Here is a 21749-nt window from a genome sequence, read left to right as displayed (position 1 = left end):
ACCTAGAGCTCACCCTGGAGTGCTCTCCTCATGGTCGTCGGGGACGAGAAACCGCTCCGCTGAGCAACTTCGCCAGTCGGCATGTGCGGGTATTCCTGCGTGAGGGAACGTGCTCGCTCAGCTCGTCTGGCCCGCAGAATCATCGCCGGACTCGTGCCTACCGCGTGCAAGCGACGTTCCAGAACTCGCCGGGACAGTCCTGTCTCGCGGGCAATATCATCCACCGCGAAACCAACGACCTGATACCGGTTCTCCACGATGAGTTTGACCAGTTCAAGCGTGTCTGGTTCACGCAGCTGAGCCGTAGGTGTGGCTTCAACGACGAGAGCCTGCGCAGCGGCACGGAAAAGCGACCGCAAAGCGTTCGCTGAGTGAGGATTGGCTGAACTCGGGTACTGGACAGCTGCTTCGAGGAGACTCCGCACACTCTCCCACACGACACCACCGGAGGAGTGGTACCAGCGGACTCCCAACGGTTGCATCTCCGCTGCCGCAAACTGGAACATCAAGCCGGAGACCCTCTCGAGGGCCTGCACATGCACGGTCTCATCACCAGGGGGGATGATCACCACCTCGCCGCTTCCAACACGAATCCGCGTGCGCCCGGAGGAGACGAGGATCGTGCCCGTTTCGAGGAGGAATGCGAGCCCGCGGTTTTGGACGGAGTTGTGTTTTCGTCTCCACACAAGGTTGATCGCGGCACTTTCCCCTTGCACGACGAGATATTCGTCGAACCTGAGAGTTGACGCTGTGATCGTGACGACACTCGATGTGGTTGAGAGCTCGACACCAGCCCTGAGGACGCTATCTATCGTTGGTGGCAGGGGCCCTCGAACGCGAATCTTACGCGTGCGGTATCCCGGAAACAGGGGGCAGACACCGTCTTCTATCTTGTATGCACGAGCGACACGTTTCATCAGGATCCTATGCTCCTCGGTTCGTGAAATTGACAATCGGTCCGCGAATGTGACGTACCCAGCGCGTGGGCGCACGCCACGCCCGGAGGCCGCACGCGCGACCGCGCAGCCTACGATCTTGCGCGGGGCCAGGGACGCGAACACGAACCCGACTTCGAATCCCGCAAAGACGAGGAACCCACCCCAACCGAGCTCGCGACGACGAGCGCGTGCCTGGCCGACTCGAGCCAGTCGGGCAGTTTCGCCTGTGGGGCAAAAGAAGAACCCTCTTGCCCCACAGAGCTCGGACCAGTGGTCAGCGGACGGAGAACCTCCCCCGAGGTTTCCACCCAGGCACGTCTCCCCAGATCGTGCGCCAACCGGCCGGGTACTAGCCTGCCTTAGACGCACCGCCACGCGTGTTAACAACGTCGCATTGACGCCTAATGTCGAGAAATTGACGGAAAAACATGTCGTTCGTAACCCTATGTGGATCCACGCTCGCTTCGAGCCTTGTGCAATCAATGCAAGGAATCACTTTCTCTCACGATCTTGATCTCTGAGAGAAATTGACGCGTACCTCTGCGGCCTTGGCAGCCCAACGCTGATGCAGTCATTCAACACAGCGACCAAAACACCGCGAGCCGAGCCGACACGCATACTCAAGTCGTCCGAGAACCGCCCTCAGGCATCGTGCCGTGACCGCCGAGACATCCGTCGACAGAGCTGTGCTGCGTCAGCTCTCACGAACACTGTCATCCTGCGACTCGCACTCCTCGAGGAAGCGAGTGTCTGCCACTGTCCGATTATGCGCGAAAGCCTCCCGCGATGCGCCATGATACCTATCGTTCTGTCGGCACTTCGTAAGAGCGAATCGACGTGGACTATGGGCGGGGGCACGGAAGCACCAGAGCACCAGAGCGGTTGTATTGGGGTGGCAAGCGCCCAGATCGGCTTCGCCGGGCACGTTGACCGTTTCTTGGCGATGCGTGACTCGAAGAAGCCGTGTCGTCGAACGGTGAACGGGCCTGGGAACCGTGTGGGCGCCGGGACTTCGAGGCCGATAACTCTCTGAGGTGTCGAACGTGCGGCCTGGCTAGAAGGACCTGAACCTTTCACCCTCCTTCTGACTCTCGGCGGCGACTGCGCGCCTCATGGTTGCGGGGGATGCGAACCCGCTGCGGAGAGCAATTTCTCGAGCGGACAACCTCGGTCTCAATTGCATCAAGGCTTCTGCATTCTCGACGCGTCGAATGCGCAGAATCTTAGCGGCGCTCGTCCCGCCTGCCTGAAGTCGGCGTTCTAGGGCACGGCGAGAGATCCCGACATCGCTGGCGATCTCGTCAACAGAGAGTCCCGGAGTCTGAAAGCGGTTTCCACAATGAGCTTTACCACAGCGATCGTGTCCGCCTCGGCGGCACCGAAAACCTGTGTGGCGTCAGCAACCAGTGCCTGAGCGGAAGCCCGAAGAAGCGAGCGCAGAAGATTTGATGATTGTGGAGTCGGGAGCGGCGGAGCCTTCACAGCTGTATTCAGGAGGGCGAGGACACTCTGGCCGACGACGCCGCCATGGGAGAGGCCCCAACGCACGCGCAAGGGCTCGATCTCCATTGCTGCGAAGGAGAATATGACACCCGCTACAACCTGTTCTGACCGGAGAAAGACCGGGTCATCCCCCGGCGGCACGATTGCGACTTGTGAGGCTTGTACTCGGAAGCGCCGTTGGCTGGCTGAGACGGTGAGCGTTCCTTGCTCGAGCAAGAGAATCAGACCCCGCCCCTGCGCGGAGCCGCGCTCGCGCTTCCAGGTGAGATCGATGGGCGCACTCACGCCTCGAACCACGAGATACCGGTCGAAGCGCAGGATGGAAGCGTCGATCATCGCCGTGCGAGGGGCGACCGTGAGGGTGACACCGGCTGTGAGCACTGAATCGATAGACGGTGGAAGCGAGCCTCGAATGCGAAACCGCTGCGTTCGGTAGCCCGGAAAAGCACTCCAGCCGTCATTTTCATCGTAGTGGGCACGGGCAACGCGGTCCATGGGGCCTCCAGGTCGATTCGAATCACGGGTGCATCTGGCAGGTGACGTCACAGCCCGCGCGAGGTTGCGGACCGGATCGTGCACGGGCCTCTCGGTATGGAGCCGTGACTGGTTCGTATCTCGGCCCACACGACCGAAGGGGGACTCCTGCGGGCTTGCAGATGGGGGGCTGCTCTTCCGCCGGAGTCCGGGACGAGTGATTGGTTCATGGAACTCCCTCGAGCTCGGACCTAGGCGCAACTCCCCTGAGCACGCCACCAATCGGCTGGTGGCCACCAAGGTCTAGGCAACCGGTCGCGTTCGGAGCAACTGGTCCAGGTGACGCGGACGACGCGAAAACAGGCGGCAAGACGCCACCTTCTGCGCGCGACCCCCTCGGTACGCATACATCGGCCACTCGTTGGCTGCTCTCCGTACCGTCTCGCTTCATGGTCTCGGTCACCGTCGGTATCTGCGCGCGGACTTCAAACGCTCGAATCAGACTGTTCCAGAACTTGGCTTGGCCTGCTCGCTGTGCAATCGAAGACGAGCATGAGCACTCAGATCGAGTGTTCACGCGCCTGCCCTCGGAGCTGGCGTGAAGCAACGCGCCTCAGATCAGTCTGGCGTGGCTCGCTGGGACACTCGACCAGACGTGAGTGGCGGGATCGGGGGCGAAGAGGCCGGGCCAGCTTCATTGCGAACGACCTCGACTGAAGAGTCCACAACGAGTTCCGGAACTCGTTCGAGGGCGCGACGCATGGTGCTTACGGAACCGAATCCGGACGCCCGCGCGATGCGCTTCAGGTTCACGGTGTCGACGTCACCCGAGACCTCGAGTTCATCTAACGCCAACCGCGCTCGTCGAGCTCGAATGCGACGGAGCTGGGAAGCCGGGGTCAGGTTCGAGTTCTCATATGCCCGGTACAGGCTTGCCGGGGACACTCCAAGCTCACGAGAGAGCTTGGATACATCGAACGATACTTCGCTGGCGTGGGCCTCGATATGTTGCGACGCACGGCGAAGGAGCGACGTTGGTCGGCTGGTCTCAACCTCGTGACCGCGTGACCTTGACATACCCAGACGGAGGGCGCGCTCGGGTCGCATCGGGGCATCATCGGCCAGCACGCTGGCGAAGATGTCATGTATACCGGTGCGGAACCGGCTGAAGCCAGTCCCTTCAACGGTCGTCAGAGAGTTCAACGCGGAGTGTATGGCAGTTGTGAAGACTTCACGGTAAGCATTCGAGGCGCCGAAGAGCCCCGCGCGCGGTGACGGCGCCTGCCCATCTCGATCTCGAAGCTGACCCCATTGTGAGACGAAGAACAGAACGGCGACTGGTTCGCGCGCGGTGATCACCAGCGCATCGCCAAACAACTGAACGTACATCTGTCCCGGGCTCAGCTCGGCTAGTCCCCCTTTAGACCTCATCATCTGCGTGCCTTCGATGCCGTACACCGCGTGGAACATCCCCCCGTGGGCTTGGTCGCTGAAAGCCGACGTCAGCTGAACTGGCGTGTGCCAGATTCTCCCAATCGCGAAGGTGTCCGTCCTGATGAGATCGGCGACGATCTGCAGCCGTGGGCTGAGCGGCTCAGCTATCCAGCCGAGAGCTGAGAACCACTTGATCGCGGCATCTCCGTCGAGGACGACCTCCCGATTTACGGCATTCGCCGCTGGTACGAGACTGCTCGTGTCGTGCATGCTGCGCCTCCTATGACAGGTCATAGAGAGGCTATGCGCACAAGAACGAACGATCTGGGTCACGATGCGAGCATTGAAACGGAAAGCGACATCAGCAATGACATTTTGCGGCGGGCCCCGCTGTTCGGAACACAAAATGCCCGATCCAGCTGTCTGGGACAGGACTTCTCAACAACAGAACCAATCTCTCTCACCGACTCCATGCACTTGCGGCAAGGGCGCATCGGGAGCTTGACAACATGGGGTCGACCTCCTGTCAGCACGCTCTCGACCAAGATGCGCCTCCGGACGCTCTCGGCTTCCAGACCTCCGTCGCCTGTCGCTCAACAGGATGCGACGCGAGTTCAACCTTGAACGCAGAACTGCCACTGCAGCTCAATCTCCAGTTTGGTATTCCCCTCATCTGCGGTCGGGCGCGAGGTTGCGCTCAATGGCGAGCGGTCGTGCCAGCTGGTGCGCGACACGCGCTTCCATTGAGCTCGAGTGGTGGATAGCCGTCCTGAAACCGGTGCGGGCGCGTCTTCTTCGCGAGGAATCCTGAGCCCTTGTCTAGGACACCGGCATGTTCACGCGGCTTGGTCCTGGGCCGAGGTCGGCCGGCACTCAGATCCAGCTTGGTCGACCCGAAGTCGTTCGGATCAGCGCGGCCGAACGACGTGTTCCCTGATGCACGGACATTGCATCCGAGCACCGCGAGCCTCTTCAGCAAACACTCGCAACCCGCCAGTCGCACCAGGGCGCCGACGCGATGCGACCAGCGCAACCGTCTCCCTCGCCGATGAACGTGCATCCTCACACGATGAAGAGCTCACACCCTCCGAAGCTCGCTGGAGCTCTCCAAGATGCGCACCCCGGTCGTTGCCTCGGACACCACCGTCTCCCTGTCACCCGTTGTGTTCGGTCCGGCGACAGAAGGCCCAGTGGCTCACCAAGAAGCGCGACGCTCAACCAAGGGCTGGAACAGAAGGGGCTCGATGACTGGGTCCGCAGAGGTCTGCTGTACTCGAATGGCCTCGCGGCTGGCATCGACATCGACATCCGCACCACGTTGCGCGACCACCGAGGGATGAGCGAGGCCCATCTGAAACGCGCCGCGGAATGAGTTCCTCCTTGCGGGCAAGCTCATCCACACGTTTTGTCCGATAAGCCCCGAGAAAGGCCTCTGGAGCCGGACAGGCTGGGCCGGACGATCATGACACGCGCGAGCTCATCCACACGTTTTGTCCTATATGCCGCCGTAAGCCCCAGGACCACGAGTTGCCTGACAACGAAAGAACCCCAGCGCATGAAGCGCTGGGGTTCCGATTGCTCCCTGAGATGGACTCGAACCATCAACCTGCCGGTTAACAGCCGGCTGCTCTGCCAATTGAGCTATCAGGGATTGGCAACTCGAAGAGACTAGCAACACCTTCGCCCGAATGCGAAATCGAGCCGCTGGCGTGTCGCGCGCACCCCGAATCCGCCGTCCTCAGTAGCCCCGAACCGGATCCGCGATGCCCACGAACCGGCCAGTAGACACGAACGCCTCCACGTTGCGGCGCACACGCTCCTGGAGCAGCGGCTGCACCATCTCGGGCGTATCCGCCGCGTGCGGCGTGATGATGAGACGCGGCGTGGTCCACAGCGGGTGCCCGTCCGGCAGCGGCTCGGGCGAGGTGACGTCGAGACCGGCCCCAGCGATCCAGGACTCCTCGAGCGCCACCTGGAGCGCGTCAGGGTCGACCAGAGGCCCCCTGGCGATGTTCACGAGCACCGCGGTCTCCTTCATGGCACGCAGGCGCTGCTCGTTGATGAGGCCGCGCGTCTCATCGGTCGCAGCCGCGGCCACAATGACGACGTCAGCGTCAGGCAGCACCTCATCGAGCCTGTCTGCGGTCACGGTGCGAGTGGAACCCTCAACCGGCAGGTCGCGAGCCCGGACGATCGTCGTCGTCACGCGGAATGGCTCGAGCAGGTCGAGGAGCTCGAGCGCGATGCCGCCAGCACCGATGATGACGACGTGCCTGCCGTACAGCGAGGTGCCCGTCTTCTTCTCCCACGTGCGTGCGGAAAGGCGCCGAGGGAACTCGCGCAGCAGGCCGAGCGTCAGCGCAAGCGCATGCTCCGCGACGGGCTCGGCGTACGCACCCTTCGCCGAGGTGAAGAGCACCCCACGCTCGGCGTGCGGCTTCAGCTTGGCCGCGAAGTTGTCGATGCCAGCGAAGGGCAGCTGCACCCAGGTGACCTGCGGGTTCGCCTCGAGAGCGTCGATCAGCCCCTGCACCTTGGATGCGGACAGGTAGACGATCCCTCGCGTCTCCGGGCCGAGGTCCACGAGTCGTCCGCCGTTCGCGACGACCGCGTCAGTGAACGGGGCAGCATCGCCCTCGGGGAGCAGCGTCACTGCCCCGGATTCGGGGCGAGCATCCCCCTCGAGCAGGGTCGCCTCCTCAGCCAACCTCGCCGTGTGCTGAACCTGCGTGCTGCTCGCGCTCATCCGCTGCTACTCCTTCTCGGTGCCGTCTTCGTCAGTCTGAAAGCGGGCGAACTCCGCGCGCTGGGACACAAGCTGCTCGCGGGCGGTGCGCTGGGCATCCGCGCTCTGCTGCTCCACGTCGGGGTCGCCGAACAGGCCATCCGCAACGAGATCCATCGCGGCGAGCGTCTCGCGCTCGACGAGCCCTGGCAGGGGCGTCAGGGCGTACTCGCGCGCCTCCCGCATGCGCTTCAGGTAGGCGTGATGCGGATCGGCGAGGACCTCGTCGATGGTGCCGCGCGCAAGCACGAAGCCGCGGTCGAGCACCAGCACGTTCTTCGTCAGACGCTCGATCGCGCGGAGATCATGGCTGAGCAGGATCATCGTGCAGTTGCGGGCCACGTTGATGCGCTCGAGCAAGCTGAAGAGCGCCGGCCTCGCGATGATGTCGACGCCCTGCGCAGGCTCGTCGACGACAAGCACGCTCGGCTCCACGATGAGGGCCTGGGCGAACGCAACGCGCTGACGCTGGCCCCGCGACAGCTCGAACGGGAACTTGCCCAGCATGCCGAGCTCGAGGTCGACCGCGTCGATGAGCATGGCCGCAGCTCGCCCGAGACGCTTCCGGTCGAACGAGCGATCGCGCGACAGGATGGGCTCCGCGATGTTCTCGGCCACCGTCAGGTCGTTGCGCAGCTGGTCGCCGGAGTCCTGCGCGAGGTAGCCGATGTCCAGATCGATGCGCCGGCGGTCGAGCCGCGACGGGTGGCGCAGGTCCATGCCGACGACCTCGAGCGTGCCGCCCGTGATGAACGGCCACTCCCCCTTGCCGGGGCGGCGACGGCCGGACAGTATGCGCCCCAGGGCCGACTTGCCGGACCCGGCCGTGCCCACGACGCCCAGGATCTCACCGGGCTCGAGCTCGAACGAGATCCCGCTGACGGCTTCATGCTTTCGATTCGACCCGTGCTCGATGTAGGAGATCGACAGGTCGTCGGCGACGACGGCCCGTTGATGATCTGCGCTCGTTGCCATGCCTGGTCTCCCCTTTTGTTCTCCGAACCCGCCGGAACACCCGTCGCTCGGCCTTCGAGCAACGAGCCCACCGTGCGAGCCTAGCCTTCGCGCAGCTCGCGCTTCTGATTCTCGATCGACATGAGCTGCTCGTTCAGCGACCGGAAGCGCTCCGGCTCCGCACGCCCATCCGTTCGCTGCAGCGCCCCCAGCAGCTCCGCCTTCCTCCGCAGGAGGTCGCGCTCTACCAGCGATGCGCTCAGCGACCGGACATACAGGTCGATCTGCTCGTCCTTGCTCCCCGCGGGAATCGACGCCATGGCAAGCTCGGTCACGAGCGTCGTGAACGCCTGCGGCACTTCCTCCCCGATCCGCGTGATCCACTCCATCGAGCCCAGGGAGTCTCGGGTCGCGACGATGCCATCGCGCACCGTCGAGAGCGACGCGTTCGTGAAGCCCGCCGCCATGACCTGCTGGAAGCGCTCGTCGGAGAGCCGCCTCGGATGCTGCAGCACCGCCATCAGCGTGTCGCGCTCGAGGCGAGTGACGGGATCGTTCGGCAGGTCGCTCATGCGCACCGCGCGCACTGCACCGCCGCCGAAGTCGCTCGTGTCGGGCGGGAAGTCGTACCCCTCGCCGTCGGGGAACGGCGGCTCCTCCTCGAAGTGACCGGAGGACGGACCGCGTTGCCCGCCCGGTCGAGAACGCTGGTCGGGCACACGAGCCGGAGCCCGAGTCGCCGCCTGCCCGCGCGGCGCGTTCTTGCTGGCGCCCCTCGCCGCGCGCACGGCCTGCTCCACCTGCACGAGGTCGATCCCGAGCATTCCCGCAAGGCGCCTCGAGTAGCCGGGCCTCATCGCAGGGTCGCGGATGCCGGCGACCACCGGAGCCGCCTGCCGGAGGGCAGCGACCCTCCCCTCGACGGTGTCGAGATCGTGCCCGAGCAGCTGCTGCGAGATGACGAACTCGTACATCGGCATGGGATGGTCGATGAGCTCGCGCACGGCAGCATCACCCCGCGCGAGACGGAGATCGCAGGGGTCGAGCCCGTCGCGCGCCACGGCGACGAAGGTCTGTGCCACGAAGCGCTGCTCCTCCGCGAACGCCCGCATCGCGGCCTTCTTGCCGGCCTCGTCTGGGTCGAAGGTGAAGATCACCTGTCCGCCGGCGGATTCATCGTCCATGATCCTGCGCAGCACTTTGATGTGGTCGACGCCGAACGAGGTTCCGCACGTGGCGACCGCCGTCTGGACACCCGCGAGATGAGCGGCCATGACGTCGGTGTACCCCTCGACCACGACAACCCGGCGCTGCTTGGCGATCTCGCGCTTCGCGACGTCGAGCCCGTAGAGGACCTGCGCCTTGTGGTAGATCGGGGACTCGGGGGTGTTGAGGTACTTGGGCCCCTTGTCGTCGTCATAGAGCTTTCGCGCCCCGAACCCCACGGTCTGACCAGAGGTGTCGCGGATGGGCCACATGACCCGGCCGCGGAAGCGGTCGTAGCTCGAGCCGCGTTCGTTGGTCGAGAGCAGCCCCGACTCCTTCAGCTCCGGCGTCGTGAAGCCGAGGCCCGCGAGGTGCTTCGACAGGGAGTCCCACCCCTGCGGCGCGTACCCGACACCGAACATGGCCGCGGCACTCGGATCGAACCCCCGCCCGCCCAGGAACTCACGAGCGGCTTCCGCCCCGGGCGCCTGCAGCTGCTCGCGGTAGTAGGTCTCGGCGGCCGTGTGCGCCTGCAGCAGCCGGAGACGCTTCGAGTGGTCGGGTGCATGGCCGCCGTCCTCGTACGTGAGGGCGTACCCGAGGCGCCCCGCGAGGCGCTCGACGGCCTCGGAGAACGTGACGTGGTCCATCTTCTGCAGGAAGGTGAAGACGTCACCGGACTCCCCGCACCCGAAGCAGTGGTAGTAGCCGAGCTGCGGCCGCACGTGGAAGCTCGGCGTGCGCTCGTCGTGGAACGGGCAGAGCCCCTTCTTCGACCCGATCCCCGCGTTCTTGAGGGTGACATGGTCGCCGACGATCTCGGAGATGTCCGTGCGAGAGCGAACCTCCTCGATATCGCTCTTGCGGATCAGTGCCATGAAGCCACCCTAGACGGCACCTCCGACGCCGCAGCGAGCCGGTCGTGCCAGACGAGAGCGCCCTTGTCGGTGAGGTTCGCGACCTGGTCGACGACGACCCGCTTGCGTTCGGTGTCGTCACCGGCCGCCCGGAAATCGGCGGCGAACGCCGCGTCGAGGTGCTGGTCGCCGGTCTGCCAGAACATGTCCGACAGCTCGACCAGGATCTTCCGCTGGTGCTCGTAGATGGGCCGACGCGCATCCAGCGACATGACGAAGCCCGCGACGATGCCCTTGAGCAGCGCGATCTCGGCGCGGATCTCGCGTGGCACGACCAGCGAGGCGCGGTACCGGATGAGCGACTCCCCCGGTTGCGCGGCCCACGTGGCTGCCGTCGCGGCCTTCGCGAAGCGGCCGATGAGCTGCGACGTCAGGTTCTTGAGCCCCGCCTGCGCGACCCTCGACCCGTCGTACTCGCGCATCCAGTAGGGCTGCGCCTGCAGGCGAGTGAACGCCTCGTCGAGTTCCTCCTCGGAGAACTTCGACCCCGACCAGTCGGCGGCCGCGTACAGGATCGCCGGGCGGTTGGCGAGGTCGTCGAGTTCGGGAAGCGAGACGAACGACTCAACGATGGCGTCTTCGAGGTCGTGCACCGAGTAGGCGATGTCGTCGCTCAGGTCCATGACCTGTGCCTCGATGCTGGTTCGCCCCTCAGGCGCGCCCTGCCGCACCCAGTCGAAGACCGGGCGGTCGTCGGCGTACACGCCGAACTTTCCCGTGCCGCGCTCCGCCCCCGCCTCCCGAGTCCACGGGTACTTGCAGCTCGCATCGAGGCTCGCCCGAGTGAGGTTGAGTCCGTAGTGCCGACCGTCGGGGCCGAACACCTTCGGCTCGAGGCGGGCGACGATGCGGAGGGTCTGGGCGTTGCCCTCGAACCCGCCGATGTCCTGTGCCCACTCGTTGAGCGCCTTCTCGCCGTTGTGCCCGAACGGCGGATGCCCGAGGTCGTGGGCCAGGCACGCCGTGTCCACGATGTCGGGATCGAGTTCGAGCGTGCCGGCGATCTCGCGTCCCACCTGCGCGACCTCCAGGGAGTGCGTCAGCCGGTTGCGTGCAGCGTCGATACCGGCCGTCGGCGAGAGCACCTGCGTCTTGGCCGCCAGCCTGCGCAGCGCGCTCGAGTGGACGAGCCGCGCCCGGTCCCTGGCGAACGTCGAACGTCGACGATTCTCGTGGTGCTCGGGGAGGAAGCGCTCTCGATCGTGGTCACCGTAAGGACTCCGGTCGATCGGCTCAGGGGGAAGCGTCACCCTCAGCCTCCCGAGTGGGACAGCTCGGCGGCGGAGATATTCGCCTTCTGGTCCTCGTTGAGCTCGCGAGACTCGAGCCAGCGGTCCGGCAGCGACGGCCGCTTGGGCGTTCCCGCTCGCCCGCGAGGGCCCTCGGCGTCCTGTCCAGGGTAGGCCTGGTCGCGATCGAGCTGAGCCAGAAGGCCGTCGAGCTCCTCGAGCGTCGACATGAGCGCGAGACCGGAGCGCACATCGGAGCCCACCGGGTAGCCCTTCAGGTACCACGACATGTGCTTGCGCATCTCACGGCAGGCGCGGGCCTCTTCCTGGTGGAACTCCGCGAGGAGCTCGGTGTGTCGACGGATCGCGTCGCCCACCGCCCCGAGCGTCGGCTGGATGCGCGTCGAGTCGCCGCGGAAGGCAGCAGTGAGGTCGCCGAAGAGCCAGGGGCGCCCGAGGCAGCCGCGCCCGACCACGACGCCGTCGCATCCGGTCTGCTCCATCATCCGCAACGCGTCTTCGCCCGCCCAGATATCGCCGTTGCCCAGCACCGGGATGCTCGTGACGGTCTCCTTGAGCTTGCCGATGGCATCCCAGTCAGCCTGCCCCGAGTAGAACTGCGAGGCCGTGCGCCCGTGGAGTGCGACGGCTGCGACGCCAGCACCCTCCGCGATACGGCCGGCTTCCAGGTAGGTCAGGTGATCGTCGTCGATGCCCTTGCGCATCTTGATGGTGAGCGGGATGTCACCGGAGGCCTCCGCTGCCCCCTCGACGATGGCCCGGAAGAGGGAGGTCTTCCACGGCAGCGCGGCCCCGCCTCCACGCTTCGTGACCTTGGGAACCGGGCATCCGAAGTTGAGATCGATGTGGTCCGCTCGGTCCTCGGCCACGAGCATCGTGACGGCCTCGCGGACGGTCTTGGGGTCGACCCCGTAGAGCTGGATGCTCCTGACCTCTTCCGACTCGTGGTGCTCGATGAGGCGCATGGTCACCGGCGTCCGCTCGACGAGCGCGCGCGAGGTGATCATCTCGGAGACGTAGAGGCCCGCGCCGTACTCGCGGCAGAGGCGCCGGAAGGCGGAATTCGTGATGCCCGCCATGGGCGCGAGCACAACTGGGACGTCGAGAACCAGGGGGCCGATGCGCAGCGGCTTCGAGTCGAGTGCAGTCAAGGTCATAACCGATCAATTCTCGCAGGTCGAGGCGACTTTCGCACGCCAGCCCCGACACGCTCGAACAGGAGCCCCTCGTCGCCTCAGAAGACGATCCTCAGCTCGGGAGCAGGCTCAAACTTCAGCTCCATCGGACCGGCCGCCGTGGTCGAGACATCGAAGACCAGATGGACGCGGGTGGAGGCGGATGGGAGGAGCTGCTTCTCCTCCGCGGGACCGGCAGGCAGGTCCGTGCCGTAGGCGGTGGTCTCGTGGTCTGCGATCGACGTCTGCCCCGCAGCGTCTTCGAGTTCGAAGACGTCCGGCGCGAGGGAGATCGACTCGTCGCTCCCATTGCGGAGATCGACGTCGACGACGCAGAACTGGCCGGCGGCGCTCGCGCTGCCGCCCCGCCAATCGTGCCGCGGCAGGCCGCACTGGATCTCGGTTGCCGACAGCTGCACACCACCGACGCTCACCGTGCCGCGTGGGAGCAGCTCCGAGGCCTCGCCCCGCCACTCGGCGATCGCCGACGGTGCATACAGCGTGGCGGCTCCCCGGTCGGTAGCCCGGGCCGAGATGAACACGTAGCTGAGCACGGCGAGCAGGACAAGCCCAGCCGCGATGGTCAGGAGCGCAGGCCGCCGCGAGCGACCCGCCCGCGTTCTCGCGGACGGGCGCTCGCTGGTTCCCACGGCGTCCTGGTTCACTCGGGAGGCGCGATCAGGCTCCGAGCAGACGACCCGCGAGGTACGCCTCGAGCTGGTCCAGGGCGACTCGCTCCTGGGCCATCGAGTCGCGTTCGCGGACGGTCACGGCGTTGTCCTCGAGCGTGTCGAAGTCGACCGTCACGCAGAACGGCGTGCCGATCTCATCCTGGCGCCGGTACCGGCGGCCGATCTGGCCCGCGTCGTCGACGTCGATGTTCCAGTGCTTGCGGAGCTTGTCGCCCAGCTCGCGCGCGACGGGGCTGAGGCGTTCGTCACGGCTCAGCGGCAGCACCGCGACCTTGATGGGCGCGAGGCGAGGGTCGAGCCGCAGAACGGTGCGGATGTCGACGCCGCCCTTGGCATTCGGCGCCTCCTCCTCGACGTAGGAGTCGACGAGGAACGCCATCATGGATCGCGTCAGGCCGAAGCTCGGCTCGATCACGAATGGCGTGTAGCGCTCTCCCGAGGCCTGATCGAAGTAGTTGAGGCCGGTGCCGGACGCGGTCGAGTGCGACGTGAGGTCGTAGTCCGTGCGGTTCGCCACCCCCATGAGCTCACCCCAGCCGGTTCCCTTGAAGCCGAACTGGTACTCGAAGTCGATCGTTCCGGCCGAGTAGTGCGCGCGCTCCTCCTTGGGAACGTCGAAGCGCCGCATGTTGTCGGGGTTCAGCCCGAGGTCCGTGAACCAGTTCCAGCAGGCCTCGACCCAGTCCTCGAACCACTTCTGCGCCTCATCCGGGTGCACGAAGAACTCGATCTCCATCTGCTCGAACTCACGCGTGCGGAAGATGAAGTTCCCTGGCGTGATCTCGTTGCGGAACGCCTTTCCGACCTGGCCGATGCCGAAGGGAGGCTTCTTCCTCGACGTGGTGAGCACGTTGTTGAAGTTCACGAAGATGCCCTGGGCGGTCTCGGGACGCATGTAGTGCAGTCCCGCCTCGTTGTCGACGGGACCGAGGTAGGTCTTCACGAGGCCGGAGAACAGCTGGGGTTCGGTCCACTGCCCCTTGGTCCCGCAGTCAGGGCAGACGATGTCGGACATGCCTTCCGGCGCGCGGTTCTTCTTCGCCTCGAACGCCTCGATGAGGTGGTCCTGGCGGTGGCGCTTGTGGCAGCTCAGGCACTCGACCAGCGGGTCGGTGAAGGTCGCGACGTGGCCGGATGCCTCCCAGACCGCCTTGGGCAGGATGATCGAGGAGTCGAGTCCCACCATGTCAGCGCGGCCGCGGACGAACGTCTGCCACCACTGCTTCTTGATGTTCTCCTTGAGTTCGACGCCAAGGGGGCCGTAGTCCCAAGAGGCGCGAGTGCCTCCGTAGATCTCGCCCGCTTGGAAGACGAAGCCCCGCCGCTTCGCGAGAGCGATGACCTTGTCGAGCGTGGTTTGCGCCATTGAGAGAAACTCCTGCTGAGGTGTCGAAGGCGAACCCAGGGTCGTGTCCGCCGCAAGTCGTCAGTCTAGTCAAGCGCCAGGCTCGTCAGCGGCTCCATGCCGGAAGGCCGTCCACGAGGCGTTCTCCACAGATCCGCTTCTGCCGCGCTGCGCCCGCACGGTGGTCTGCAACGATGTCGCGAATCATCTGAACATTCGTATGGCGTTGTCCCCCAGGACGTCGCGCATCCGAAGGGCACCCTCTGTGACTCCCACATCATCGCCGACCAGCGCTGTCGACAAGAATCTGATCACCACCAGTGCTCTGCACGCCGGAGCCTGCGCCGTCGCCGCGCTCTTCAGCGGAGCCGGTCTGAGCTCCGCGCTGGCCCTCCTTCTCAGCGACCTCGCGCCGGGGAGTCAGCCGAGCGCCTCGAACGCGGCGTCGGGATTCGAGCTGCTCTGGCAATTCGTCCTCCTGCTCACGGCGCTCCCCTTCTCAGGCCAGCTCAGACTGGGCGTTGAGTCAGTCGGCGGCTTCGCCCTGACCGGCGACAGCGGCCTGACGCTCGGACTGTGGCCCCTCGCGTCGCTGGCGTTCGTCCTGGCAGTGAGCCTCGCGACTGCCTATGGCCTCGAGCGGCGCGGGGCGGATCGAGGCAGGCGCGGCAGACTCGGAGCAGCCGCAGTCTCAAGCGGCACGTTCGCGGTCCTCCTCCTCTGCGTCGCAGCACCCGGCCTGCGTCTCGACACGCCGGGCGCGGCTGCCACCGTCACCGCGCTGAGCCCGGCACTCGCGCCTGTGGCGTTCACGTCGATCTTCCTGAGCGGATGGCTCGGTCGTTCTCTTGCCGCACGAGGCCGTCCTGGTCGAGCACCTCAGACGCCGCTGCCCGGCTCGCGGTCCCGAGAGCTGGGGCTCCTCGGGGCGGAGCTCGGCATCTACACCGCGACGCTCGCAGTGGCCGGCTCGCTCCTCGGCATCATCGCGATGATCCTCGGCGTCGCACAGTCGGAGAGCCCGTTGACGTCGGTGCCGGTGCTCCTGGCCGCGGCACCGCACCTCGCCCTCACCACCCTGATCCTCGGGCACCTGGGTGCCATCGCCGTGAGCATCCCCTTCGGGCCGAGCACAGTCGCGTCGGTCTTCTCGCCTGAGCTCCCCTATGCGTGGCTCGCCCTCCTTCCGGTTGTCGCCGCGACGGTCGCGAGTGCCGTGCTCATCGGGGTCGGTCGGCCCGAGACACGCTTCCCGCAATGGTCGAGCCTCTGGCGCCTGCCTGCCGCAGCCCTGCTGGTCTGGACGATCCTCACGTCCATGCTCCTGCCGGTGGTGCTCACCGGATCGGCATCGGCACTCGGCTTCTCGCTCGGCGACCTCACGATCAGCGTCAGGCCCTCGTTCTGGACCCCCGCGCTCTTCGCGATCTGGGCGCTGGCAGTCGAGCTTCTCGCCTGGGCGCTGCCGCCTCGACTCAGGATCATCGCGCCGCGGCTCCATTCCCGTGCGGTCAGCCTGCTCGCGCGTCTCGACCGTGGGCGTGCGCCTGCTGCCGACGGATCGGAGACACGTCCGCCACTGATCGCCCAGCCCGCCGCATCCACCCCACCTGCGTGGACTGCTCGGCAGCTCGGGGCACCCGCGCGCCGGAGGCTGCGTCGCGCCGGCGCCGCCCTCGCCATCGCGGCGATCATCATCGCGGCAACCGCCACTGCGGTCACCGCAGTCAACGGCCACCGCGGCGCGATCGCGGAAGCCCGCCGCTACGTGCAGGCCATCGCCGACGGCAACGCGAGCCTGGCCGGCGAACTCGTCGACCCCAACATCGAGAGCGCTCAGCGACAGTATGTGAGCGACGAGATGCTCGCCGCCGCGACCGAGCGGATCACCGTCCTCGACATCGTCGAGCTCGAAGCCGCCACGACACCCGCCGCGGATGGCTGGCTGACTCCGTCGACGCCCGCAGCGGTGGGTTCAGGCCGCGAGACCAAGAACGTGCAGGTCACCTACAGGCTCGGCGGGACGACGGAGACGGCCGTGCTCGTCGCTGAACGCGTTGACAATGACTTCCTGGTGCTCGAGCACTGGCGGATCCTCACACCCTTGGTCTTCGCCTCGGCCGTCGGCACGAGTCATGCCATGGACCTCACGATCGGCGCCGTCACGGTGACCCCCGACCCCGTCGACTCTCGAACCTGGGAAGGCAGTCAGCCGGTGAGCTGGGTGCAGTTCGACGCTTACCCGGCGATCTACCCCGTCACGGGAACGATCTCCGAGTTCTACTCCACCTCGAACCAGCCGGTGCGTGTCGGCACCATCGCCGACGACCACGTCGCAAACCGCAACGTCGTCTACACGCCGACCGAGGCGTTGCAGTCCGCGGTGGAATCCGCGGTCACCGCCAAGATCGACGAGTGTGCCTCCTCGACGGCCGCGGCTCCCGTCGGATGCCCGTTCAGCACCTACGCCTCCGGCGCGAATCGAAGCGTGAACTGGAGCATCGCCACCTATCCGACCCTGACCGTCAGCGATACCTCCGACTCCTTCGAGATCGAGGGAGGTCTCGCCACGTACACCTCGGCAGGCGAGAGCGGGCGAACCACCAAGGGATCGGACACGATCTGGGAGCAGGGCACCTTCGCCATCGACGGGGAGAAGGTCACCGTCGAATTCCGCTGATCTCGCGGCGCGCCTGCCCTCGCCGTCTCAGCTGGCGTCGGTCGGGGCGGGGGCGTCGACGCGAGTCGGCGCATCCACGGCGCCACCGAACCTGCGCTCCCGGCCCGCGTAGCGCTCGATCGCCTCCCAGAGGTCGGTGCGAGAGAAATCCGGCCAGAGCGTGTTGAGGAAGCACATCTCCGCGTAGGCAGCCTGCCAGAGCAGGAAGTTGCTCGTCCGCTGCTCACCGCTCGATCGCACGAAGAGGTCGACATCCGGCATCTCCGGGTCGTAGAGGTACTTGGCGATGGTCTGCTCCGTGACGCGCTCTGGTCGCAGCCTCCCCTCGCGAACCTCTTCGGCGATGCGCTTCACGGCGTCGGCGATCTCGAGGCGCCCTCCGTAGTTCACGCACATCGTGAGCGTCATCCGAGTGTTGTCCTTCGTCAGGCGCTCGGCAAGCTGCAGGTCCTTGATGACCGACTTCCACAGGCGCGGCTCCCGCCCAGCCCAGCGGATGCGCACCCCCCACTCGTTCAGCTGGTCGCGCTGCCGATGGAGGACATCGCGGTTGAAGCCCATGAGGAAGCGCACCTCCTCGGGTGAGCGCTTCCAGTTCTCCGTGGAGAACGCGTAGGCGCTGAGGTGCTTCACCCCGACCTGGAGGGCGCCCGCGACGACGTCGAGGAGGGCAGCTTCCCCGGCTCGGTGGCCCTCGATCCGCGGCAGACCGCGCTGGTTGGCCCAGCGGCCGTTGCCGTCCATGACAATCGCCACGTGCGAGGGGACCTCGGACGCCTCGAACGCCGGCGGATAGACACCCGTCCAGTCGACCGGCTTGAACGTCTGCGCCTGCCTGCTCCGGCTCATGCCGTCTCCTCCGTGCCGGGCTCCGCGCCCGGGTCGTTGTCTGCGTTGATTGCCCCGCCGCCCGCGCTGCTCAGAGCGACCGCGGTCGCCGGCTCCAGGCGTCCGAGCAGGCGGTCGTGTTCGAGGACCTGCATCGATCTGAGCTTCTTGTCGAGATAGTGCTGCGAGTAGGCCGAGACGATTCCACTGGCACGTGCCCTGGCCGAGACCTCGATGCCGTCGAGCATCGCCCAATCGCCGGACAGCAGCGCGCGCACCGCCTGCACCGTGGCCTCGTCCACTCGCACGATCCCCGCTGGAGTGCATCGTTGGCACACGACTCCCCCGAGCTGCACGCTGAATCGCTCGTGCGGCCCCGGGGCCCCGCACCTCGCGCAGTCATCGAGCGCGGGGGCCCAGCCGGCGAGCGAGAGCGAGCGGAGCAGGTACGAGTCGAGGACGTCCTGGGACGCCCTCGCGCCGAGGGTGAGCGCCCGCAGGGCCCCGATGACCAGCGTGTACTGCTGGGGCGACGGCTCAGCCTCCGCCACTCGCTCGGCGGCCTCCACGATGACGGACGCGGCCGAATACCTGGAGTAGTCCTCGACCAGGTCCCGACCGTACGCGGCGAGCGTCACAGCCTGCGTGACGGTGTCCAGGTTGCGACCCGCGTAGCACTGCACGTCCACGACCATGAACGGCTCGAGCCGAGCGCCGAACTTCGACGACGTCCGACGAACCCCGCGGGCCACAGCCCGCACCTTTCCGCGTTCCTTGCCGAGCAGTGTGACGATGCGGTCGGCTTCGCCGAGGCGCTGGGTTCGAAGGACAACCGCCTCGTCACGATAGGTGGGCATCAACCCAGTATGGCCCTCCGAGCAGCGAGAGCCGGGAACCACGCGTGACTCGGCTCAGCACGGCGCTGTGGGAGCATTGAGACCATGGATTCGCCCGCCACGACGCTCCCCCTCTGGCTGGACCTCACGGCCATCGCCATCGGCGCGATCACCGCGGCCATGGTCGCGGAGCAGTTCCGCGACAAGAAGCTCGACTGGCTCGGCGTCGTCATCATCGGCATCACCGTGGGTCTCGGCGGCGGCATCATCCGCGATCTCCTCCTCGGCATCCGTCCGGTGAGCATGGAGACGGAGTGGTTCCTCTTCACAGCTGGGGCGGCGGCCCTCGGCGGGATGCTCCTGCAGCGACTGCTCAGACGCATGGACGGCCTGGTCTCGGTCCTCGACGCGGCGGCGCTCGGCTTCTTCTGCGCGGTCGGCACGCTCAAGGCCATGAACTTCGACCTCCCGATCCTGCCGACGCTGCTCGTGGGAACCGTGACCGCGGCCGGCGGAGGCGTGGTCCGCGACATGCTGCTCGGGATGCCGGTCGGCATCCTCTTCGTCGGCTCCCTCTACGCCGTGGCCGCGACGGCAGGCAGCGCAGCGTTCGTGCTGGCAGACGCGTTCGGCGTCTCCCAGATCATCGGCATCGTGATCTGCGTCGCGGTGACCTTCGCCGTGCGCATGGCCAGCGTCTGGTTCGGGCTCAGTCTGCCCGAGCAGATCGCGCTGAAGATGCCACGAATCCGGAGGTCGCCTCGGACGGGCAGGCCCGAGCGGGAGCTGCCCTTCACCGACCAGGAGATTCTCGAGGCGTCGGGCCTGCACGCCCCCGACACCCGACCGATCGACATCATCGAACAGAAACGGGCGAGCAACCCGAGCTCGGAGTGACCTCCGGCCGGGTGCCCGCCCGTTGAACGTGCCGGTCGCGCCTACGCGACCGTCGTCAGCTGAGCATCGAGCTCGGCTTCGGTCTCGCCGCGCAGCGCCCTGTTGACGCCGGACACGATGGCCTTGAGCGACGCCGTCGAGATGTCGCTGTCGATACCGACTCCCCAGAGGCGCACGCCCGCGACGTCCAGCTCGATGTAGGCCGCGGCGCGCGCGTCGCCACCCACGGACAGCGAGTGCTCGACGTAATCGAGCAGCTCGACCTGCAGGCCCTGTTGCCCGAGCAGCTTCATGAAGGCGTCGAGCGGCCCGTTGCCCTGCGAGGCGTGCTCGGCCACTCCCGACCCGTCGCGCAGCGAGACGCTCAGGTCGACGGCTCCGTCGAGCGCTGAGCTCGTCGCCGTGCGGAACAGCTCGAAACGACCCCACTTGTGCTGCTCGCTCTCCGCGGGCAGGTACTCGTCGTTGAAGATTCGCCAGATGGCGTCGGTCGAGACCTCGCCGCCCTCTGAGTCGGTCTTGTTCTGCACGACCCCGGAGAACTCGATCTGCAGACGTCGCGGCAGGTCGAGGTTGTGGTGCTCCTTGAGCAGGTAGGCGACTCCGCCCTTGCCGGACTGGGAGTTCACGCGGATGACGGCTTCGTAGCTCCGGCCGAGGTCGCGAGGGTCGACGGGCAGGTACGGGACTTCCCACGTGAGCTCGTCGACGGACACGCCGAGCGCGTCGGCCTTCGCGGCCATGGCCTCGAAGCCCTTCTTGATCGCGTCCTGGTGCGAGCCCGAGAAGGCCGTGTAGACAAGGTCGCCACCCCAGGGGGCGCGCTCCCCGACGGGCAGCTGCGTGCAGTACTCGACCGTGCGGCGGATGCCGTCGATGTCGGAGAAGTCGATCTGCGGGTCGATGCCCTGGGTGAACATGTTCACGCCGAGCGTGACCAGGTCGACGTTGCCCGTGCGCTCGCCGTTTCCGAAGAGGCAGCCCTCGATGCGGTCGGCGCCGGCGAGGTAGCCGAGTTCGGCGGCGGCCACACCCGTGCCGCGGTCGTTGTGGGGATGCAGGGAGAGCACGACGCTCTCTCGCCGCGTCAGGTTGCGATGCATCCACTCGATCGAGTCCGCGTAGATGTTCGGTGTGGACATCTCGACGGTCGCCGGCAGGTTGATGATGACGGGACGTTCGGGGCTCGCGTCGAAGCCCTCGATGACCTGGTTGCAGATGTCGACCGCGAAGTCGAGCTCCGTGCCCGTGTAGCTCTCTGGCGAGTACTCGTAGTAGATCTTCGTGTCGGGAACGATCGCCTCGGCTTCACGGCACAGACGGACACCCTCGAGGGCGATGTCGATGATGCCCTGGCGGTCCTTGCGGAACACGACCTCGCGCTGCAGGACGCTCGTCGAGTTGTACAGGTGCACGATCGCCTGCTTCGCGCCCTTCAGCGACTCGAAGGTGCGGGTGATCAGGTGGCCACGCGCCTGCGTGAGCACCTGGATCGTCACGTCGTCCGGGATGACGTTCTCTTCGATCAGCGAGCGGACGAAGTCGAAGTCGGTCTGGCTGGCCGAGGGGAACCCGACCTCGATCTCCTTGTACCCCATGCGGACCAGGAGGTCGAAGAGCGCGCGCTTGCGTTCCGGGGACATCGGGTCGATGAGCGCCTGGTTCCCGTCGCGCAGGTCGACGGCACACCAGCGCGGTGCGCGCTCGATGCGCTTGGAGGGCCAGGTGCGGTCGGGCAGATCGACGGCGATCTGCTCGTGGTGCGGGACGTAGCGGTGCGCTGGCATCGATGACGGCTGCTGCATGTTCTTCATTTTTAGCTCCGGATCACATCT

The 21749-nt window shown here is 66.3% G+C and carries 16 protein-coding genes and 1 tRNA gene; 2 read left to right on the top strand and 15 right to left on the bottom strand.

The genetic code is table 11. The annotated features are described in order from the left end of the window. Positions 1 to 2: 2 nt before the first annotated feature. The 12 genes from C5E07_RS19970 to C5E07_RS05070 all read right to left on the bottom strand — a co-directional run bounded on the left by C5E07_RS19970 (position 3) and on the right by C5E07_RS05070 (position 14694). Positions 3 to 482 (bottom strand): helix-turn-helix domain-containing protein, encoded by a 480-nt coding sequence (locus tag C5E07_RS19970; RefSeq protein ID WP_374953194.1) that lies wholly within the window; start codon positions 480 to 482, stop codon positions 3 to 5. Positions 483 to 1992: 1510 nt separating this feature from the next. Continuing rightward, positions 1993 to 2217, bottom strand: a complete 225-nt coding sequence (locus tag C5E07_RS19965; protein WP_374953193.1) for a helix-turn-helix domain-containing protein — start codon at positions 2215 to 2217, stop codon at positions 1993 to 1995. Then, positions 2199 to 2936, bottom strand: a complete 738-nt coding sequence (locus C5E07_RS05115; RefSeq protein WP_146080511.1) for a hypothetical protein — start codon at positions 2934 to 2936, stop codon at positions 2199 to 2201. Before C5E07_RS05115 ends, C5E07_RS19965 begins: the two co-directional genes overlap by 19 nt. Positions 2937 to 3533: 597 nt before the next feature. Continuing rightward, on the bottom strand, positions 3534 to 4619 hold the full coding sequence (locus tag C5E07_RS05110; RefSeq protein ID WP_104298662.1) for a helix-turn-helix domain-containing protein: 1086 nt from the start codon (positions 4617 to 4619) through the stop codon (positions 3534 to 3536). Positions 4620 to 5927: 1308 nt separating this feature from the next. Continuing rightward, positions 5928 to 6000: transfer RNA gene (locus C5E07_RS05105), tRNA-Asn, on the bottom strand. Between the two features lie 87 nt (positions 6001 to 6087). Then, positions 6088 to 7095 carry an NAD(P)-dependent oxidoreductase gene (locus C5E07_RS05100; protein ID WP_181057808.1) on the bottom strand — a complete coding sequence of 336 codons (1008 nt, stop codon included), beginning with the start codon at positions 7093 to 7095 and terminating at the stop codon, positions 6088 to 6090. 6 nt (positions 7096 to 7101) lie between these two features. Then, on the bottom strand, positions 7102 to 8109 hold the full coding sequence (locus tag C5E07_RS05095; protein WP_104298661.1) for an ATP-binding cassette domain-containing protein: 1008 nt from the start codon (positions 8107 to 8109) through the stop codon (positions 7102 to 7104). A gap of 80 nt (positions 8110 to 8189) precedes the next feature. Next, complete coding sequence (gene dnaG, locus C5E07_RS05090) at positions 8190 to 10172, bottom strand: DNA primase (protein WP_104298660.1); 1983 nt, start codon at positions 10170 to 10172, stop codon at positions 8190 to 8192. Then, positions 10163 to 11461, bottom strand: coding sequence for a deoxyguanosinetriphosphate triphosphohydrolase (locus C5E07_RS05085; protein ID WP_258063778.1), 1299 nt, complete (start codon positions 11459 to 11461; stop codon positions 10163 to 10165). The genes dnaG and C5E07_RS05085 overlap by 10 nt, the downstream gene beginning before the upstream one ends. A 2-nt stretch (positions 11462 to 11463) precedes the next feature. After that, positions 11464 to 12618 carry a tRNA dihydrouridine synthase DusB gene (gene dusB, locus C5E07_RS05080; RefSeq protein ID WP_104241436.1) on the bottom strand — a complete coding sequence of 385 codons (1155 nt, stop codon included), beginning with the start codon at positions 12616 to 12618 and terminating at the stop codon, positions 11464 to 11466. Positions 12619 to 12695: 77 nt separating this feature from the next. Next, positions 12696 to 13286 carry a DUF4352 domain-containing protein gene (locus tag C5E07_RS05075; RefSeq protein WP_181057806.1) on the bottom strand — a complete coding sequence of 197 codons (591 nt, stop codon included), beginning with the start codon at positions 13284 to 13286 and terminating at the stop codon, positions 12696 to 12698. 28 nt (positions 13287 to 13314) lie between these two features. Next, positions 13315 to 14694 (bottom strand): glycine--tRNA ligase, encoded by a 1380-nt coding sequence (locus tag C5E07_RS05070; protein WP_104298658.1) that lies wholly within the window; start codon positions 14692 to 14694, stop codon positions 13315 to 13317. A gap of 244 nt (positions 14695 to 14938) precedes the next feature. Between C5E07_RS05070 and C5E07_RS05065 the strand changes: the two genes are divergently transcribed. Further along, entirely contained in the window at positions 14939 to 17353 is a 2415-nt protein-coding gene (locus C5E07_RS05065; RefSeq protein ID WP_104298657.1) for a hypothetical protein, read from the top strand. A 27-nt stretch (positions 17354 to 17380) separates the two neighbouring features. On the opposite strand, the gene C5E07_RS05060 is transcribed toward C5E07_RS05065, so the two are convergent. After that, complete coding sequence (locus tag C5E07_RS05060; protein ID WP_104298656.1) at positions 17381 to 18202, bottom strand: isoprenyl transferase; 822 nt, start codon at positions 18200 to 18202, stop codon at positions 17381 to 17383. After that, positions 18199 to 19038: a DNA repair protein RecO gene (recO, locus tag C5E07_RS05055; RefSeq protein ID WP_104298655.1), complete on the bottom strand. Its 840-nt coding sequence runs from the start codon at positions 19036 to 19038 to the stop codon at positions 18199 to 18201. The genes C5E07_RS05060 and recO overlap by 4 nt, the downstream gene beginning before the upstream one ends. A gap of 84 nt (positions 19039 to 19122) precedes the next feature. On the opposite strand from recO, the gene C5E07_RS05050 reads away from it, so the two are divergent. Then, positions 19123 to 19914 (top strand): trimeric intracellular cation channel family protein, encoded by a 792-nt coding sequence (locus C5E07_RS05050; RefSeq protein WP_104241442.1) that lies wholly within the window; start codon positions 19123 to 19125, stop codon positions 19912 to 19914. Between the two features lie 41 nt (positions 19915 to 19955). Here C5E07_RS05050 and leuA read toward each other — a convergent pair whose 3' ends face one another. Beyond that, positions 19956 to 21728, bottom strand: a complete 1773-nt coding sequence (gene leuA, locus C5E07_RS05045; RefSeq protein WP_104298654.1) for a 2-isopropylmalate synthase — start codon at positions 21726 to 21728, stop codon at positions 19956 to 19958. Positions 21729 to 21749 lie beyond the last annotated feature (21 nt).

This window comes from Pseudoclavibacter sp. RFBJ3, assembly GCF_002931375.1.
In the GTDB taxonomy this organism is placed as follows: domain Bacteria; phylum Actinomycetota; class Actinomycetes; order Actinomycetales; family Microbacteriaceae; genus Pseudoclavibacter.
Note: the sequence above shows the minus strand (reverse complement) of the source record. Positions and strands in the feature narration are given on the sequence as shown.